Here is a 17063-nt window from a genome sequence, read left to right on the forward strand (position 1 = left end):
GATTGGCGCCGTCACAAACAGCGCTGACAGTTGGTGTGGTCTTCCTCGTCCGCCGTGCAGCACACGTGATGCGGACTCCTGCGCCGGATCGGGGTGGCCCGAGTCGTGGTGACGACGGAGGACGTTGAAGAGGTACTCCCCTCGCAAGAAGAATGCCGAAATGTCTTTCGTATGTCAAGGACGGATGAGAGTGCCCCCGGCACGGCGATCGTTGAGGCCACACAGCCCGGTCGACAGCCTCAGTTGAGTGCCTCGATGAGTTCTCCCACGGTGTGGGCCGCTTCGACCGGGTGGCGCAGGCGTCCCCACGAATTGACGGTGTAATGATTTCGACGGCCGACCTTTGTCTTCTCGAGGTAGCCGCCGGCAACAAGATCGGCGAGGATGGCCTGTACGGAGCGCTCAGTGATACCGATGCGCAGTCCCAGTTCTCGCGCGGTCAGCGAACCACTGTGGGCCAAGCACAGCAGCACGTGAGCGTGGTTGGTCAAGAACGTCCACCCGCGCTCTGGAGCAGGGGCTGAGACCGTGGACTTGCGGGGGCGCCCCCCTTCGGAGCGCGTGCGCTTATCGGCGGTTCGAGCGCGCGACTGCGTCCGTGCAGTGCTGGTTGCTGTACCGGCCATCGGCAAACCGTACCACGCTTTTCGCGTATCGTGTTTCGCAAAATTACATGCCGAGACCGACGATCTGGCACGAGAGTGCAAGGAGACAATTCGCAATACGTGTCTGTGTGTTTGTCAAGGTGCACAACGTATTTGACGCCGGAACAGCCGACGTGCGTCAAACGCTGCCGACACTGCAATTTCGTCCTGAGGCCATAGGTTCCGGCGTGCTATCCGGATCTCATGACCAGCGGCCGTTCGGGCATTGTTGGCGCGAGGGGTCGGCCGTGCTCCAGTGCCTCCCCACAACAGGCGGAGCGGTTAGCCAGGCCGATTATCCAGTCGCACAAGCATATTCCTACCCCCAACGACCGGACCACCGGCCGATTGTCTGGTCGAACAGAGATGCCGTGGCTCGCCGAGCGGACCGGCGCAGGCTGCGTTTCGGGATGCCGCGACTCGGGTGCCACATCGGGCCGCCATCGACGGGGTACGCAGCGAGCGGGTACGCACAACAGCTGAGCGGGGGTTTACCAGAGCTCACCCGGCACGTTTGGGGAATTCCTCGGCGCGACATGATCCCCACGGCGACGCCGACGATGAACACGCGCGCGAAGCTGCCGATCGTTCGCCGAAGAACGGACGAGATTGTGACGTCTCGCATCGAAGTCACGACGCGGTGAGGTCCGCGGAATAGGTTTCTTTGACATGGGCGACAATTACGCGAGGTGGCTCGGAACGGCCGTGCTGATGGTCGGACTCTCGGCCGCCGCACTTGCGGGAGCGGGCGTCGTGACCGCCGAGGAGTCCTCCGCGTCGGGTGACAATTCGACGAAAAGCTCAACTGAATCTTCCGACGCAACTGGCCGTTCGTCTGCCACCGCGACCGACGAGCCATCGAAGCGGGAGTCCGACATCAGCGAGGATGGCGTCGGAACCGTGGGCAGGGGTTCATCCGGCGGCTCAACCTCTGCGCCGCCGCCAAAGGTGGACGAGGAGATTACGGAGACGCCCGCCGGGCAGACGGAGTCCGACGATCCTCCCGCGCTGCCCGAACCGGTCGAGCCCACCGAACCGGTCGAGCCCGTCGAACCGAGCGAGCCCGTCGAACCGATCGAGCCCGTCGAACCGATCGCCCCTGCAGAATCCGTACCGGCGAACAGCCGGTCCGACGACGAGACCGCGGCTCTGAACCCCGAGACCGCCCACGTCGTGGTGTTGGATGATGTGTCGCCGGAGCCTGATCACGGCGACACCGGCCAACAGGACCCCAGCAACGTTATCCCCGGCGAATTGGCTGCAGTGCGGCTCGACGCGGACGCATCATTTGACGTTGCCGCGGTCCAGCCGCTCGACTTTGTGGCGGCCGACGCAACGCCGGTCAACGCAACGGCGATGACGTCGACGCCGATGCTGTTCGGTGCCACGGTCAGCCCCACCGCGACCGCGTCGCCGATCACGTCGCTGGTGACCGCTATCAGCACGCTGATCTTCAACCTCTACGCGCTGGCGGCACGCGTATTGAGCGGGCCGCCGCAGCTTCCACCAGGCAGCACGGTCACCGTGCGCAGCACGACGCTGAGGATCGACTGCGGCGACGGCTACGACGTGCCCGCCGATTGGTACATCCCGGCCGGCGCGAACGAGGATCCGCCGGAGCGGCTGATCTACCTGCAGCACGGCTTTCTGGGCAGCGGGGCGTGGTACAGCTACACCGCGGCCAATCTCGCCGAGCAGACCAACAGCATCGTCGTCGTGACATCGTTGAGCTCGAACCCGCTGTCGTGTGACGGCTGCGCACTCAACGGTGACCCGATGCGCCGAGCGATAGCCAATCTCTTCCTCGACGACAACCCCGCACTTGCCGACAGCGCGCGCCGCGCCGGTTACACCGGAGCGATGCCGCAGCGAGTCGTGCTGGCCGGGCATTCGGCCGGCGGCGGCCTGGCCGTCGCGGTCGCGGGCTACATGATCGATAACGGCACAGTGGGCAAACTGGCCGGAGTCTTGATGTATGACGGTGTACCGGCCGGCAACGAGATTCCCGATACGTTGAGTCGATTGCCCGCTGACATTCCCGTTTACAACTTGGCGGCAAAGCCCTACTCGTGGAACAGGGACGGCTTGGCAAGCAGTCAGCTCGTGGCCGCGCGCCCAGGCGAGTTCGTCGGCGTCGAAGTCGTCGGCGGGCTGCACTCGGATTCGGTGCAAGGCGGCAACCCGCTCATTCAGTTTGGGGTCTACCTGTTCACCGGGTTCTCCTCTGCGCGCAACGTCGAGGCGGTGCAGACACTGGCCGCGGGATGGGTGAACGACATGTTCACCGGAACACAGGATTCCGGCCTCTACGGCCTGCCCGGCCAGACCATCACCATCCCCACCAGCAGAGGGACCGCCTCAGCCATCGTCCTGCCCGTGCCGGCGGCATCGCCGTCTGCGCTCGGGTCGGAGCAGTTCATCGCCTCGTGACTTGGCGCTCGTCGTCGCCGAGATCGCTCAAATGCGCTTCAGCCCAACGCGTGCCGAGCGGTGCGGGGTTGTTCCCGCTGCCGATCGGGTTAATCAGCGATCTGCTCGCGATCCCGGAGCCCGACCGGCAACGGTTCGCCAAGATCGGCATCGTCATCGGCTTCGAGACCGCGGTCAATCTCAACGGCAACGCGGTGTCGGTGATGCTGGACGAGCACGATCCCTGGCGTCAGCTGGTGGCCGACCCCGGCCTGGCCGAAGATTCAGTCGAAGAGACCCTGCGTTCGAACTGGGCAAGCCGGTTCGTCACGATCTGATCGCGCCTCAGCGGCTCGCGGTCAACGAGCATCGAAACCCCCGACCGGCCGGGACCGACGCACACCGTATAACTCAAGTCGGTTCCATGCGCGGCCTCATTCAAGGTGAAACACCCTGTCGCAGCTGTCTTTTCAGGATCACCCGCCGCCCACGCGAAAACGCTCGGCGGCGTGCAATCGACATATGCGATCGCGTCGACCACGTACCGATCAGCGGATGGGAATTCGTCCCGATGAAGCGCGCACCCCTCTTCGGGCGACCGCCCTCGATCCACTCGACCGCCTGCAACTCGTTACTGAACCGAGGCATCAAGCCGATATCGGACACCAGCGATCAGACCCGCTGCGTCGACGCCGCGATGCGGACGTCGACGGTCACCGTCGGCCAGTCCATGGCCGCAACGTAGCGGTCGTCTGGACCGAGCATCTGCCCTCACTGCAATCCCCGGGCAGTGTCAGCGCGGCGTCGATGGCACCCTCGCTGTTCAATGTGCCCACTGCAGTCGCGGGTCGGTGCGAGATCTCGCATCGTTGTCGAAATCCTGAAGATCGGCTTGGGCTCTCGGCCCCGCCAGCGAAGCTGCTTCGTCGGACACACCATGTCTCGAGATGAGAAACAGCCGTCTGCTTTTTGCATCTTAACCGCTGGTCAGCGGACTAGCTTGAGAATCGAGGAGGTGTCGCTGGCGTAGCACACGTCGCAACATCTGCTCGGCCTATTGACGTGGGTCCAGTCGCCTCGCCAGCCTGATGCCATGGCAGAGGCGCATCCCGAAGGTCGACGTTGCACTCGGTCGGTGCTGCACGCGCGATGTCATGGGTGAGACCACCCACGTCGACGTGTGGACACCTTCCGGGTTCGCCGCGTCCGACCGGGTACGCCATGGCTGAGGATCGCTCGTCCCGGGCCGACGCGCCACTACGGTTCGGCATAGGCGTATCTCGGCTCCACCCCACGCTCCAGCGAAAAGCCATTCATCGACCACCACACGATTCGTGACCCGCCTCGTCGCGCAGTGGGAATGCAGCCGCGGCGGTCTTGATCAGCAAGAAAGGACACCGGTTAAGCAGCGATGACAGCAGATCACAACAACACTGGCGTGCTTGCGTCGATGCGGCCGTTCGGCACCGCCGTGCAGATGAACATCGGCGCCGCGATTCGCACCAGGCGGCGCGGAGTAAAGGGGTGGACGGGGGCGGTCAATACCGCCTACGACCCCCTTGATCCGGCCACCGCCGCCGAACCCTTCGCCGCTTACCGTGCTCTGCACAGCGGTGGGCGCGTCCACTACAACCCGAATAGGGCAACGTGGATCGTCTCCCGCCTCGACGATGTACGAGCCGCCCTGCGAGACACCGACAGAATCAATAGCAGCCAAGGCGTCACCCGGGTGCGCATGGCCGCCGACTTGGTTGTGGTCACGGACGGCGAGCAGCACAGTCGACTGCGCAAGCAAGTTCAGCCCGCATTCACCAAACGCGCTCTGGAGAGCTGGCAGGCGATCACCGGCCGCCTCGCGACTGAACTTGTCGACAACGTTGTCGCCAATCCGGGCTGCGACGTGGTCGAGGAGCTTGCCATCCCTATGCCGCTGCGCGTGATCGCCGGCATTCTGGGCATCCCGGAGACCGATATCGCTGATTTCCGTCGATGGTCCGAGGGCGCAGTGCAACTCATCAATTTCACCCCCACTCCGAGCGGCGTGATCAGTGTCGCCAAGTCCGTGAACGCTGCTCTGGCGCTACGCCGCTATTTCCTCAAACAACTCGCGAGCGGCCACCTCAAGGGGTCGGGCACCGTGCTGGGACGCCTGCTCGAGCACAGTACCGACGGCAACCTGACGGACGAACAATTGTTCTTCATCGCCGTACTGCTTCTCATCGCTGGGAATGAGACCACCACCAACCTCCTCGGTGGCATGTTCGAGGCTTTTGCCCGAAACCCCGAAGAGTACGACAAGATTCGGGCCAATCCGGATCTCATCCCGATGGCCATCGAAGAGCTCCTCCGTTTCACCAGCCCGATCCAGAACCTGTACAGGTACACCTGCGCCGACTACGCGATTGGCGACGTCACCATCCCCAGCGGATCACGAGTCCTGTTGTCCTTCGGCGCTGCCAACCGTGACCCGCTGGTCTTCGACGATCCCGATGCCTTCATCGCCGACCGCAATCCACGCATGCACGTCGCCTTCGGGTACGGGGCCCACATGTGCCTCGGCGCACCGCTGGCCCGCATGGAAGCCGAAGCCGTCCTGGGGGAGCTCGTCAGTCGTGTCGAGAGGATTTCCACAGAGGGGCCCGTAACGTGGTCGACCAACAGCTCGTTGCGAGGGCCGACCAAATTGCCTGTCCACCTTCAGAAATGCTGATGGTGGGCTGCGCGGCGGGCCCCAACGCGGCGGCTCACGTGACGGCACAGGTAAGGAATTGCGAGACCGCCGACATCGCGATCGATTGGGACTTTGACGGATGATGAACGAGCACAAGTGGAGCGAGAGCGACGTTCCGGATCAATCGGGTCGAGTTGCCGTCGTCACGGGATCCAATACGGGCCTCGGGTTGGACACCGCGCGGGTGCTTGCGGCACGCGGCGCGCAGGTGGTGTTGGCTGTGCGCAATGCGGACAAAGGCAAAGCGGCCGCTGACCAGATTCGCCGGTCGGTGCCGGAGGTGCAGGTAGCGGTGCAGCAGCTCGATCTGGGGTCACTCGAGGCGGTTCGGGCCGCGTCGGCCGAACTGCGTGCCGCCCATCCGCGGATCGACCTACTCATCAACAACGCCGCGGTGGCGTTCCCGCCCAAGACGACGACACCTGACGGCTTCGAGTTGCAATTCGCCACCAACCACCTCGGCCACTTTGCGCTGACGGGACTCCTGCTGGAGAACATGCTCGGCGTTGACGGGGCGCGGGTGGTGGTGGTGGCAAGTTTGGACCACAAGCTCGGCGGCGCAATTCATTTCGATGATCTCCAGTGGGAGCGCCGGTACAGTGGTGCGCTCGCCTACGCCCAGTCCAAGCTGGCGAATTTGATGTTCTGCTATGAGTTGCATCGACGCTTGAGTAGATCGGGCGCGCCCCTGATAGCGGTTACCGCTCACCCCGGGTACACGAAGTCTGACCTCTTCAGGAACATGTGGAAACCGGTCCAGGCCATGATGAAGTTCTCCGACCGTTTCATCGGTCAGGATCCCGCGAAAGGTGCACTGCCACAGCTGTACGCCGCGACGATGCCTGACGTGCGCGGTGGTCAGTACTGGGGACCAGGCGGGTTCCTCGAGATGGCGGGTCGCCCCACACTGGTGCGGTCGAGCAAGAGGTCGTACGACCAGCAGACGCAACAACGTTTGTGGACAGTGTCCGAGGAGTTGACCGGTGTCACGTATCCGATCTGACCACTATCACCCTGACCTGAGGGGCATCGCGCGAGTGCTCCCCCGGTCGCCCTTCAACAAAGTAACGCTGCCGGCAATGCGTGCCCTGACCCGATTTGCGCCGGCAACCTCAGAGGGTGTGGAAGTCCTCGCGATCACGCACAGCGCCGGGGTCCGGCTCTATCGACCCGAACGCGAGTGCACGCACGGCGGCGCACTGCTGTGGATCCACGGCGGCGGATACGTCATCGGAACGGCAGCCCAAGACGATGCGCTGTGCCGACGGTTCGTCCGCCGCGTCGGCGTTCCGGTCGCGTCCGTCGACTACCGACTCGCTCCGAAAGATCCTTATCCGGCCGCACTGGAGGATTGTTATTCGGCGCTGACCTGGTTGGCTCGCCAGCCCGGGGTGGTTCACGACCGGATAGCGATCGGCGGCGCCAGCGCGGGTGGAGGTTTGGCAGCGGCGCTTGCGCTGCTGGCCCGCGATCGCGGCGAGGTGACACCGTTGTTCCAGTTGTTGGTCTATCCGATGGTCGACGATCGACCGTCCAGTCGCCCAGGTCTGGAGAGCCCGCACTATCGGCTATGGAGCGAAAAGAGCGATCGGCTGGGCTGGCAGGCGTACCTGAAAGGGGCCGATCGCCATTCGGCGGTCCCGGCACGACACGACGACCACTCCAATCTCGCGCCTGCATGGGTGGGCGTGGGAACGGTGGATCCGCTATATGGCCAGGACGTCGAGTACGCGCATCGGCTGCGTGCCGCAGGCGTGCCGTGTCAGCTCGACGTCGTCGACGGAGCGTTCCACGGATTCGACATCACCTCCTCCAAAACTCCAGTGGCGCAGAGCTTTTTCGATCGGCAGTGCGAAGCACTGCTGGCAGCGTTTGCAAGCTGATTCGGGCGGGAGCCGGGGCCGGCATCTGGCGATCAACGTGGACTGGAGCGCGGCGATCGGTTACGGCATGTACCGCAGGGGCCAGTCCAGCCGATTATCCGCGGCGTTCACCTCCCTGTTCGGGTTGGCCGCGTCGCTGGGTTTGGGCGCCCTGCAAATCGGTGACGGAAATGGACTTCAACGGATGGGTCTGCGCGGTAGCCACCCCGGTACTGGTGATGATCATCGCCGTGTTGACCCTGGCCTTCATGTTGTCGGCGGTCTCCGGGATCGCACGCGGGATCCAGTGGCTGTCGAACATCAACATGGTGCTGGCACTTGTGCTTGCGGTGTTCGTGTTGGTCAACGGCCTAAACCTGTTGATCCTCAACCTATTCCCAGTGTGCTTGGTGACTACGTCCGCGACTGCGTCGACATGCGCGCACAGGATGACGCCAACGGCGATGCCGAGTTCGCCGCGTAGCTGTCCGTACATCGACGGATCAGACGTTGGCAAGCTTCTACGAGAGAAGTACCGAGCGGTCACCCCGCAGAGTCCCCATCTGACCTAGAACCCCGCCCAGATGCGCGCGGCGGCCGCGGCAGGAACCGCGGTATCCGGTTGACCACCTGGGCGTAATCCGGTCGTCGCTGCAAGCTGCGCTCCTCCATCATGGGGATGCTTGCGCCGAGAAACATGGCGAGCATGGCGATCGCGCCGATGCCGAGCCACCACCAGTGCGCGGGAGCGGCGGCGATGCCGAACAGGGCAAGCGACAGCCAGAAGGTGAACTCCCCGAAGTAGTTTGGATGTCGCGACCAGCTCCACAATCCTCGGTCCATCACCTCGCCCGGCCGGGCAGCCGCGACAAAGCGGTGCATCTGCAGGTCGGCGACAAATTCGATCGCGACGGCCGCGATGCCCACCACGAAGGCCGTCCACGCCAGCCACCGCAAGCCGGGTCCCGGTTGGGTCACCGCGATGTAGACCGGGATCATGCCCAGGAAAACCTGGGCCGTGGGGATGAGATGGATGGCGAACAGGTCGACGAAAAACTCCCAGCGGCCTGCGCTCGCCTTGAACTTGGGGTAGCGCCAATCTTCATGGTGCAAACCGGGAAAGGCGTAGATCCAATTCCCGGTGAGCCGAATCGCCCACAGCACAATGACGATTGCGATCAGCACCGTCCGCAGGGGGTCGGGGTTGGGGGCGACGAGCCACCAGTAGAGCAGCAACAGCGGCGGTATCACGCTCCAGTAGGCGTCGTAGAAGCTGGAGTTTCGGAAGGCCCGGCTGAACACGAAGATCACGACGGTTCCGAGCACGTCGGCAATCAGAGCGTCCAACCAGGCCGCGCCGGCGGCAGGTCCGGCGATCAACCATGCCGCGCCGACTGCGACCGCGGTCAGGTAGGCGATGGCGACGATGCTCAGCGACCGCGCTTTGGACGAGCGTCCGGTGCTCATTGAACGCTCAAGCAATCCTGTGCGGCGCAGATCAGGGCCTCGATGATGGCTCGCCGCTTCGCCTCTTGTACGGTCGACACCGCAGCGAGCTTAGTCGTGGACGAGGCCGGGAACGCGCGTATGTGATCCGGCGGCCGCCGTCAGACTTGCAACGCGTCTAGACCGGTGCTGCCGTGCGGGTCGACACAATGGACAACTCCCGCAGACGCCTTCTGGTACGCGAGACCGCGGACGGCAGCATCCCCTGCATAAGCGTGTAGTTATCTTGAGCGCTGCGGTTCCCTCCCAGGTGCCGCTGCAGGCGCGCCATTAATCCCGAATTCGCAATGCCTTACGCCCAGAGATCCCAGTATCGTTACGGCCGATGCCAGGTCGCTTCCCACCGGACGGTCCGCCGCTGGCCTAGCCTCTGTAGAGGTGCAACGAAGATTGACGGGACACGCCTGACTACTTTGACAAGACTTCGGCGTGTCGCGGAAGCTTGTTAATCTATCTTGCATACCCGCAGGTCAAGGTGCCAGCTGTTGGTTTGGAAGCGCTGGAGCGCTGCCGCTACGTGACGCCCCCGTTGACGATGATGGGCTGCTGGCCGTCGCCAATGATCTACGCAGGAGCCTAGTTGCCGTCAGGCAGCTTTATCGCCTTGCGGCCGTTACTGAGGATGTGATCGCTGAGCGGCGGCGGGAAGCCGCGGCGACACCGCGCGCGCCGCGTACCCGATCACCACGCCGGGCCCACCGCTGGCAGCGATTGCGAGTTGGTCGACGGCCCGAATGGTCGAAGGGATGAGATCAGCGCCGGTCAGCCGGGGTGGCTGCTATGGGCCACACCTCGGAGATCGAGCTGTGCAGCCGCTGCTGAGCGAGCTGGTGCAGCATCTGGGGTAAGGCGCCGGATGGCACCTGCCCGTCGAGGTCGGCGACTGCTTTCAGCACGGTGCCGGCCACCTGCCGCTTTGGCAGGATCCCGTCGAATTCTTCCATCAACTGTTGGGCAACACTGTCCACCGACTCCAAGCCGTTCAAATATGTGGTCATCATTCCCTCCTATTCGAGTCGGATGTTCTTCCTCCATCTTGACCGCAGAACCGCGAACCGACCTGACGGTTATTGGTCGACGCGATGGCGTCCTGGTGGCCATCGTCGTCTCGGGCTGAGGGTGCGCCCACGACGGCCCCCAGCCGATCGAACAACCACCCGGCAGCCTATTTCGACCTCGACGACACATCCGGGCGCTGAAGTCGGCAGAGTCCGGTGGGCTTGATTCGTTGTCATTTCCGTGTCGCCGGTTCGAGGCGCAACTCGACTAACGGCAGGTCGGTGTTGGTGTCACTGATTGTGCTGCCGAGGGTTGTCTCGATCACGGACTTGAACCGTGCCCACGCGCGCGGATGTCGACGGATGTAGGCGGCGAGCGCGAGGTCTGCTTCCTGCTGCTCGAGGACCCGTGCAGTGGCAGGGACCGGCGCGTGGCTGCGAATGTAGACCCGCACCCGCGGGTTGGCCTTGAGGTTGCGGAACCATTGCGCTTTCTCGCCGAAGCCGGAAGGGACGACGAAGGTGTCGGGCGTGGGATGGTCGAAGGCTTCCAGGACGACATAGCGGGCTGCACCGGATTTGCGCCCGATGTGTTCGAGCATCAGTACCCGTGAGCCCAGCAGTGCCCCAGCGCGGGCCTTGTATATCCAGATCGGTGCGCGCACGAGCCGGCGGGATTGCAGTAGGCGCGCGCCTGCGTTGGCGATCGTGTTGGCCACACTAATCGACGACGGACGTGTTGTGAACATGATGTGCCTCCATTTCATTTGGGCTCGGCATGTCATGGCTCCCTGGTAGTTCCGCTGCGATCTGTCTGTCGGTGCCGAATCGCCTAGCTATCCGTTGAAGAGGTGGGCTTGGCCAGCTCGACACCACCGTGAGTGCCTGCACTGCTAGATCCTCCTAACGTTCGTTGCCGTTATGGTGCGTCGAGCGCCGAAAGTTTTTATCTCGGTGAGTCATTCGCGTTCAGGTGGGTCGGGATCCGATCGTGACGTCTACATGTTGGCGCTGATCACCGCGAACGAACACCAGCTCGACCTGTTGCCCGGGTCGTGTCTGGCGCAGCGCGCTCAACAGGTCCTCGACACTGCCGACCGACTGACCCGCTATCTCCACGATCACATCGCCCGACTTGATACCTGCGCGGGCGGCCGGTGCGCCCTCGTCGACCAAGAGTGCGACCGCGCCGCGGTCGACCTGGACGTCGAGTCGCCGTCGTATCGGGTCGGTCAGCCGGCCGGCGGATACGCCCAAGTAGGGATGCGTGGCCGTGCCGTCGGCCGATAGTTGCTCGGCCACGTCCAGCACGGTGGCCGAGGGTATCGCGAATCCGATGGATACCGCTCCGGCCGCGGGCGGAATGTAGGCCTCGTTGATGCCCACTACCCGCCCTTGGGTGTCCAGCAGTGCGCCGCCGGAGTTGCCCGGTGAGATCGATGCGTCGGTTTGAATGAGGTCAACCAGTGAATAAGTCTGCGCGGCCGAGCCCGGGACATCGCGGTGCAGCCCGGAAATGATGCCGGCGCTCACCGAATTCTGAAACCCTAACGGGCTGCCGATGGCCAGGACCCGCTCGCCCGGGCGCGGGAGGTCCTTGCGGAACTGCGCTACCGGTAGATCACCACGTTCGGTGCGCACCACCGCGACATCGGTGACCTCGTCGGCGCCGAGCACCTCCCCGGGCGATCGTGTGCCGTCGGCCAAGACGATCGACACGTTGCGTTGTTGACCGACCACATGGGCGTTGGTGACGACAACGTCGGGCTGCAACACCACACCACTGCCTTGACCACCGTCGGTTAGCACGGTAACCACGCTGGGGCTGACCCGTTCGACCACCTCGACAAAGCCGGTCGTCGCCCCCGACGACTCCTCGGCCAGCGGAGTCGTGGTGGCGGTTGGGCTCCCGCTTGACGGATTGCTGACCTGTTCCGGCGGGTTGAAGCACCCTGCCGACACGAGCGTGACCGCAACCGCCAGCGCCGGGATTCCGGCGCGCCTGGTGCGCGTTTCGGCCGTCATCCGGCTTCTCGCTGAAAAGGCGCAGTGTCGTGCGCGCCGAGCAACTGTCGGGCACGCTCGACCACGGCAGCATCCGCGACGACGTCATAGTGCCGGGGCCGCAGCGCGCTGGAGGCTTGGAAGTCGCGTCGGCCACCCCGCAACGCATGACACACGAGACTCGCGACGGCTCCGGCCGCGGCGCCGAGCACGACTCCGTAAAGGGCCAGCACGAGCCCGGTGATGATCGGGTGGAGCAGGTCGAACAGACCTAAGATCCAGCCGATCAAGGCGCCCGCCAGGGCTCCGCCGGCCGCGCCTTGCGCGGCGGCGACGCCGCGGTTTAGCCGACCTTTGACCTCCTCAACGAATTGCAGCTCCGATCCGATAATGGCGATGCGTTCAATGTCGAACGGCTGACTGGCGAGTTGGTCGACTGCGTTTTCGGCATCGCGGTATCGGGTGAAACTTTTGACAACCTGCCGTGGGTGCTCCTGCGGTGCCACCGTCGAACCTGCTTGTGTTGGTTGTTCAACCATTGCTTTCTCCTTCCGAGTCTCTATTCCCGACGTACTGTCGCCCAGCGGTCTGTCGCTCAGCTGTGTCGAGCCGCGATTCGCATCGGTCGTGAGTTGCGCCATGGGAATCCACCAGCGCGCCGCTCTGTCGCAGAGTGCAAGATGCTGCGCGCGCATCCAGTGCCGTGGATATCCATGCACTGCGCGGATCGACACGAGGCGCCGGGTCACAGCACGTTGACACCTGTATCACCAGGGAGCTATCCGCGTACCACAACTACTGCACCACTAGTCCCTGTGCGAATGCTGAGGACTAGATGTGATTGATCGAATCTTCTGCTTTGATGTTCTCAGGCTGCTGAAACATGTTGTACGCCTTGCAATTAACGGCAGAAGCGGTTTGCGTGAGTGTCGGTCAGTGCCCCACCGATGTGGGTGTAGATCGAATCGGAAAGCGAATCCATTTCTCCGGCTACCAGTCTCGCCGATTCTCCGACTACCAGTCTCGTCGACCCGATTGATCAGGACGGCGAACGACCCGAGTACGCGCTCGTCGACGCGCGGTTCCACGACGATCAGCGCCTCGGCCAGTCGGCGGCTAGCGGCACTCGGCGGGTCAGCAATCCCGCCAGCCAGGTCGGGTTCGCCGCAGCGAGCGCCTGCGCACCGGCTCACGATTTCACCATCGAGACCAACTGCTGACGGTCGTCGGCCAGTCGGGGGTTGAAACCACGCAGCCCGGGTAAGCGGTCAGGTGTGATCGTGCGACGGATCGCCTTGTTCGCGGGGGTTGTGGCGTTAATCGTCGCAACGGCGGGTCTACTTGTTCCTCTTTCGGTTTCTCCTGAAGGGGAGTCTTCTGTCGGGTGCGGAAGCGCCATAGCTCCCGACCTGTCTGCCGCCCGTGCCAACGACGACGGAAGCGCCGCCAACATCCCTGTTCCCGGCGGGATCGTGGTCGACACGAAGTTCACTCGGCTGTGTCAATTGGACCTCGAGGATCGCCGGATCTGGACGATCACCCTGGCTGCCGTCGGAGCCCTCGCTGTCATCGGGGCCCTCGTGCTCGGCGCATTATCCAATCGACGAACGCCCACGCCATAACGATGCCGCATCGGATCTGGTGCGAGAGAAATGCCGCTCCATGGTGCGTACCACAAACTCAATCGCCCGTCACGCGGAACCTTAAGAGAGCAGATGCAGATGACGAACCCAACATATGGGCACACCCAATCAACAACACATTTCGCCCCACTACTTGGCGGCCCAGCACCTGTAGACCGAATGTCGGGCTGCGGATTCCCGGTGGAGCATGTCCGGATCGTGGGTGATGGTGTCCGTACGTCGAGCACGTCACCGAAAGTGATGACGAAGGGCAAGGCCGCCCTCGCCGGTTCGGCCAGCGGCGCCTGGTTCGGCGTGCTCGTCGGGCTGCTCTTCGCCATCGTCGTCGTAGGCCCGCTGTGGCTGTGGATGGTGCTGGTCGCCGTCGTGGTCGGCGCCATCTGGGGTGCGATCTTCGGTTTCGCGTCGCACTGGTCCACGCGCGGTCGACGCGACTTCTCCAGCGTGCAGACCCTCCGAGCCCAGCGTTACGACGTCTACGTCGCCGCCGAGCATGCCGCCGAGGCGGCCCGCTACGTCGAATCCGCAACCACCGGCGAACAACCCTCATAGGCGCACGTCACGGTAAAAACGATTCATGTCTACCGAGGGCAGATGCTCCGGATCCGCAGGATCGTGACCCGGAAACCCTTGACCGCGAACTCGATGAGTTTTGCGGCGAGCTTCGCATGATCATCCCCGGAGTAACGGTGCTGATGTCCGGCTTTGAACCGAAAACAGCAGGGCGTCTACTTTGTGGCGTTCCTGTCCACGACGCTGGCGGTAATCTTTCTGCTCGGCGAGCCCGCCTACCGCCGGCTGCGTGGGAAGTCTTACGACAAAGGCCCGATTGGTCAAGACGGCCGGTCGGCAGATGACAACCGCGATGGTTCTGCTCGCTGCGGGCATGGGTTCGGTGGACTTTCTCATCACCGACCTGATATTCGGCCCAACCGGCTCGACACCAGTCACCATCATCGTGCTGATCGTCATCGCAACGACCTGGTTCGGGCTGCCTTTATGGCGCCGAATGCGTAGCGGAATCCCGACGCGACCGATGTCGCGTTAGCATCATCCGAGCCGGCCGACAACGTAGTCTTCGGCAGCTTTCTGATTCGGGTTGGAAAACATCTTCTCGGTGTCGTCCATCTCCACGAGCTTGCCGAGCGCGCCGGTGTCCTTGATGTTGACGAACCCGGTGCAGTCGCTCACCCGCGCCGCCTGCTGCATATTGTGCCTGACGATGACGATGGTTAAATCTAACCTTCTTCAGCTCGTTGATCAGTTCTCGATTGCCAGTGTCGAGACCGGAACCAGCGCCGAGCACGGCTCGTTCAACAGGACCACGCATATGGGCACTCCGCCCAATAGATTGTGCGACGGCGGATTAGGTGACTTGGTAGATGGTCAAGCTACTTCTGGGTGGGGCACGCCTCGATGGGAACCAGGAACTCCAGCTCCCCGCGCTTCTCGAATCGGAACGTAACGTCCACCGACTTCCCGGGTGTGACGTTGCCCTTCATGCCTTCCAGGGTCACGGTGAACGGCTCGTCCGGTGCGGCAGGGTCGTCAAGGTTTTCCACGGGCTGGCCCGCCGCGATGGTTGATTTGGGCGGAATCTCCACCGTCGCAGTCGGCGAGATCCGAACCATGTCGGCGGCGTCTGTCGTGATCCCAAGCAGTCGCTCTGATTCCGCGGGTCTAATGTTGGACACCGTGAAACGGAGGTTCGCACTTTCTCCGACCTGAATCGCGCACGAGCCTGGCAGAAACTTGGGCACGATGAACGCGTTCTCGACTGATGTTGGCTCGGTATCGGTGCCCGATCCGCGGTTCGACGAGTTGTAGTCGGCATCGTTTCCGCAACCGGCGGCTAGCGTCGTCAGTAGCGCGACACCAACTGTCGCAGATCGTCCTAGCCTCGCTGGATACACCATAAGTTGCGGGTAACCCGATCTGAACCGGACTAATCCCACAGCATTTCGGCAACCCAGATCTGACCAGACCAATCGTCAAATTGCGTGCCCCGATGGTGGTAGAGCCGACAGCGTCCAGGAACCAGGACCGCCGCGGTGACCCTGCTCGGTGAGGAACTGACGTTCAGCGTGGACCATGGGTATGACTTGTCCGAGGATTCCCATGCACAGGTCGGGCAACTTAGCCGGTATCTGCCCACGAAACCCATCGAACGCGGCGCCGGGATTGGGGACCGTCACCGAGCGCGAACTCGCGATGCATACCGAGTCTCCCCAACGGTTATCGTCCTGGACATCCCGGCGCTCGGCGAGCTACCTCGTCGAGCTACTGGGCTTGGCTTTCCTTATTTGAACGAGGCGATATGAAAATTTGTCGCCGAATCGCTTGGCCGAAAGTGTCCAGGCGTCGAACGGTTCTACGTCCACAAACGGGACGCACTGTCTATCGGCACGAGCGTTCGCGTTCGTGACATTCGCGGTGAGCCTCCGAGACCGTTGGCCGCCGAGATGGTGTCTGCAGAACGTGCGACTCTCAGCGAAAGGCGTTGCGGGGGTTGGAGCGTGACCGATTTCCGTTTGCAAAATGCGGCATCAGGACGGAAGCCAGTCCTATTAAATCTTCACTCTCGACCTGGAAGTTCACAATCCCAGTCTGAAGGTGCGATAACTCTTGTGCGATGGCTCAGCGTCGCGCACACTGTGGTCGCCCGATCAGCAGAAGCGCATAAGAAACAGACGGCGTCGATAGGCCCGACTTCTTCATATGAACGCGCGATCATGTTCGGCGACGGGTTCGCCGGCAGCAGTCGCGAAGTCGTCCAGTGCAGCGGCCAGTTGATCGCGTTGAGTGGAAGCCAACTTGCGGAGAATCCGCCGGATCGCGGTCCGGCGGTGACGAATGACGCGCTCGATCAATGCGCTTCCGTCGGCGGTAAGCGTTAGTTCCAGTTGGCGGCGATCTGACGGGTCGTCGCGGCGGTCGACTATGCCGAGCTTAAGTAGTCGATCGCAAATACGGCTAGCGTTGGACGGGGCCACTCCCAGGCCGACGGCGACGCCCCCCAGATTCAACGGACCGCGGGTCGCGAGCATCATCATCACGCGCAATTGTGGGACGGTGACAACATCGTCGACTTCGGCGATCGAAGCTGCGGTGATGCCCACCAAAGCCCGCGACGCGCGGAGTACCGACTCCACCTGATCCGCCGATACCCGGCTGTTGTTGTGCTCAGCCATAACCCTCCAATCGACAAGAACCGCCTAATTGTTATCACACCGCAACCATTGCGTGTTTGCAACCACTGCAGTCCG

Annotated in this window: 16 protein-coding genes and 1 pseudogene; 8 read left to right on the forward strand and 9 right to left on the reverse strand. The window is 63.2% G+C overall.

The annotated features are described in order from the left end of the window. Nucleotides 1–239: 239 nt before the first annotated feature. Nucleotides 240–491 (reverse strand): helix-turn-helix transcriptional regulator, encoded by a 252-nt coding sequence (locus tag G6N42_RS21095; protein WP_232076222.1) that lies wholly within the window; start codon nucleotides 489–491, stop codon nucleotides 240–242. Between the two features lie 822 nt (nucleotides 492–1313). Here G6N42_RS21095 and G6N42_RS21100 point away from each other — a divergent pair. The 6 genes from G6N42_RS21100 to G6N42_RS31740 all read left to right on the forward strand — a co-directional run bounded on the left by G6N42_RS21100 (nucleotide 1314) and on the right by G6N42_RS31740 (nucleotide 8218). Beyond that, nucleotides 1314–3074, forward strand: a complete 1761-nt coding sequence (locus tag G6N42_RS21100; RefSeq protein WP_163732362.1) for an alpha/beta hydrolase — start codon at nucleotides 1314–1316, stop codon at nucleotides 3072–3074. Nucleotides 3075–3124: 50 nt separating this feature from the next. After that, entirely contained in the window at nucleotides 3125–3391 is a 267-nt protein-coding gene (locus G6N42_RS21105; RefSeq protein WP_163732365.1) for a hypothetical protein, read from the forward strand. 1112 nt (nucleotides 3392–4503) lie between these two features. After that, nucleotides 4504–5763 (forward strand): cytochrome P450, encoded by a 1260-nt coding sequence (locus G6N42_RS21115; RefSeq protein WP_410506706.1) that lies wholly within the window; start codon nucleotides 4504–4506, stop codon nucleotides 5761–5763. A gap of 100 nt (nucleotides 5764–5863) precedes the next feature. Then, on the forward strand, nucleotides 5864–6787 hold the full coding sequence (locus tag G6N42_RS21120; RefSeq protein WP_197905544.1) for an SDR family NAD(P)-dependent oxidoreductase: 924 nt from the start codon (nucleotides 5864–5866) through the stop codon (nucleotides 6785–6787). Continuing rightward, on the forward strand, nucleotides 6777–7667 hold the full coding sequence (locus G6N42_RS21125; RefSeq protein WP_410506705.1) for an alpha/beta hydrolase: 891 nt from the start codon (nucleotides 6777–6779) through the stop codon (nucleotides 7665–7667). The genes G6N42_RS21120 and G6N42_RS21125 overlap by 11 nt, the downstream gene beginning before the upstream one ends. A 248-nt stretch (nucleotides 7668–7915) precedes the next feature. Beyond that, entirely contained in the window at nucleotides 7916–8218 is a 303-nt protein-coding gene (locus G6N42_RS31740; protein ID WP_434059625.1) for a BCCT family transporter, read from the forward strand. Here G6N42_RS31740 and G6N42_RS21135 read toward each other — a convergent pair. The 5 genes from G6N42_RS21135 to G6N42_RS21155 all read right to left on the reverse strand — a co-directional run bounded on the left by G6N42_RS21135 (nucleotide 8190) and on the right by G6N42_RS21155 (nucleotide 12903). Then, nucleotides 8190–9113: a DUF1295 domain-containing protein gene (locus tag G6N42_RS21135; RefSeq protein ID WP_163732374.1), complete on the reverse strand. Its 924-nt coding sequence runs from the start codon at nucleotides 9111–9113 to the stop codon at nucleotides 8190–8192. The two genes, G6N42_RS31740 and G6N42_RS21135, sit on opposite strands and share 29 nt — an antisense overlap. A gap of 791 nt (nucleotides 9114–9904) precedes the next feature. After that, entirely contained in the window at nucleotides 9905–10150 is a 246-nt protein-coding gene (locus G6N42_RS21140; RefSeq protein ID WP_197905545.1) for a hypothetical protein, read from the reverse strand. Between the two features lie 233 nt (nucleotides 10151–10383). Beyond that, nucleotides 10384–10899 carry a nitroreductase family deazaflavin-dependent oxidoreductase gene (locus tag G6N42_RS21145; RefSeq protein ID WP_163732379.1) on the reverse strand — a complete coding sequence of 172 codons (516 nt, stop codon included), beginning with the start codon at nucleotides 10897–10899 and terminating at the stop codon, nucleotides 10384–10386. 220 nt (nucleotides 10900–11119) lie between these two features. Beyond that, nucleotides 11120–12175, reverse strand: coding sequence for a S1C family serine protease (locus G6N42_RS21150; RefSeq protein WP_163732382.1), 1056 nt, complete (start codon nucleotides 12173–12175; stop codon nucleotides 11120–11122). Beyond that, nucleotides 12172–12903, reverse strand: coding sequence for a general stress protein (locus tag G6N42_RS21155; RefSeq protein WP_350310129.1), 732 nt, complete (start codon nucleotides 12901–12903; stop codon nucleotides 12172–12174). Before G6N42_RS21155 ends, G6N42_RS21150 begins: the two co-directional genes overlap by 4 nt. A 1074-nt stretch (nucleotides 12904–13977) precedes the next feature. Here G6N42_RS21155 and G6N42_RS21160 point away from each other — a divergent pair. Both G6N42_RS21160 and G6N42_RS21165 read left to right on the forward strand, forming a co-directional pair. Next, a complete protein-coding gene (locus tag G6N42_RS21160; RefSeq protein WP_163732385.1) occupies nucleotides 13978–14349 on the forward strand; it encodes a hypothetical protein in 372 nt (123 codons plus the stop codon). Nucleotides 14350–14599: 250 nt separating this feature from the next. Then, complete coding sequence (locus tag G6N42_RS21165) at nucleotides 14600–14845, forward strand: DUF6328 family protein (RefSeq protein ID WP_286201646.1); 246 nt, start codon at nucleotides 14600–14602, stop codon at nucleotides 14843–14845. A 2-nt stretch (nucleotides 14846–14847) separates the two neighbouring features. Here G6N42_RS21165 and pstB read toward each other — a convergent pair. From pstB to G6N42_RS21180, 3 genes and pseudogenes are all read right to left on the reverse strand, one after another. Next, a pseudogene (gene pstB / locus G6N42_RS31290) lies at nucleotides 14848–15123 on the reverse strand (phosphate ABC transporter ATP-binding protein); the annotation flags it as partial. A 65-nt stretch (nucleotides 15124–15188) separates the two neighbouring features. Continuing rightward, nucleotides 15189–15713, reverse strand: a complete 525-nt coding sequence (locus G6N42_RS31780) for a copper chaperone PCu(A)C domain-containing protein (RefSeq protein ID WP_163732395.1) — start codon at nucleotides 15711–15713, stop codon at nucleotides 15189–15191. 798 nt (nucleotides 15714–16511) lie between these two features. Further along, nucleotides 16512–16988: a MarR family winged helix-turn-helix transcriptional regulator gene (locus G6N42_RS21180; protein ID WP_163732398.1), complete on the reverse strand. Its 477-nt coding sequence runs from the start codon at nucleotides 16986–16988 to the stop codon at nucleotides 16512–16514. Nucleotides 16989–17063 lie beyond the last annotated feature (75 nt).

Origin of the sequence: Mycobacterium gallinarum (assembly GCF_010726765.1) — a bacterium.
Taxonomy (GTDB): domain Bacteria; phylum Actinomycetota; class Actinomycetes; order Mycobacteriales; family Mycobacteriaceae; genus Mycobacterium; species Mycobacterium gallinarum.

What these genes read in the sequence shown, in the direction of transcription:
- G6N42_RS31740 (WP_434059625.1), top strand. Translation starts at nt 7,916, where the DNA reads ATGTTGTCGGCGGTCTCCGGGATCGCACGCGGGATCCAGTGGCTGTCG.
- G6N42_RS21145 (WP_163732379.1), bottom strand. Translation starts at nt 10,899, where the DNA reads ATGTTCACAACACGTCCGTCGTCGATTAGTGTGGCCAACACGATCGCC.
- G6N42_RS21100 (WP_163732362.1), top strand. Translation starts at nt 1,314, where the DNA reads ATGGGCGACAATTACGCGAGGTGGCTCGGAACGGCCGTGCTGATGGTC.
- G6N42_RS21140 (WP_197905545.1), bottom strand. Translation starts at nt 10,150, where the DNA reads ATGACCACATATTTGAACGGCTTGGAGTCGGTGGACAGTGTTGCCCAA.
- G6N42_RS21180 (WP_163732398.1), bottom strand. Translation starts at nt 16,988, where the DNA reads ATGGCTGAGCACAACAACAGCCGGGTATCGGCGGATCAGGTGGAGTCG.
- G6N42_RS21120 (WP_197905544.1), top strand. Translation starts at nt 5,864, where the DNA reads ATGATGAACGAGCACAAGTGGAGCGAGAGCGACGTTCCGGATCAATCG.
- G6N42_RS21150 (WP_163732382.1), bottom strand. Translation starts at nt 12,175, where the DNA reads ATGACGGCCGAAACGCGCACCAGGCGCGCCGGAATCCCGGCGCTGGCG.
- G6N42_RS31780 (WP_163732395.1), bottom strand. Translation starts at nt 15,713, where the DNA reads ATGGTGTATCCAGCGAGGCTAGGACGATCTGCGACAGTTGGTGTCGCG.
- G6N42_RS21135 (WP_163732374.1), bottom strand. Translation starts at nt 9,113, where the DNA reads ATGAGCACCGGACGCTCGTCCAAAGCGCGGTCGCTGAGCATCGTCGCC.
- G6N42_RS21115 (WP_410506706.1), top strand. Translation starts at nt 4,504, where the DNA reads ATGCGGCCGTTCGGCACCGCCGTGCAGATGAACATCGGCGCCGCGATT.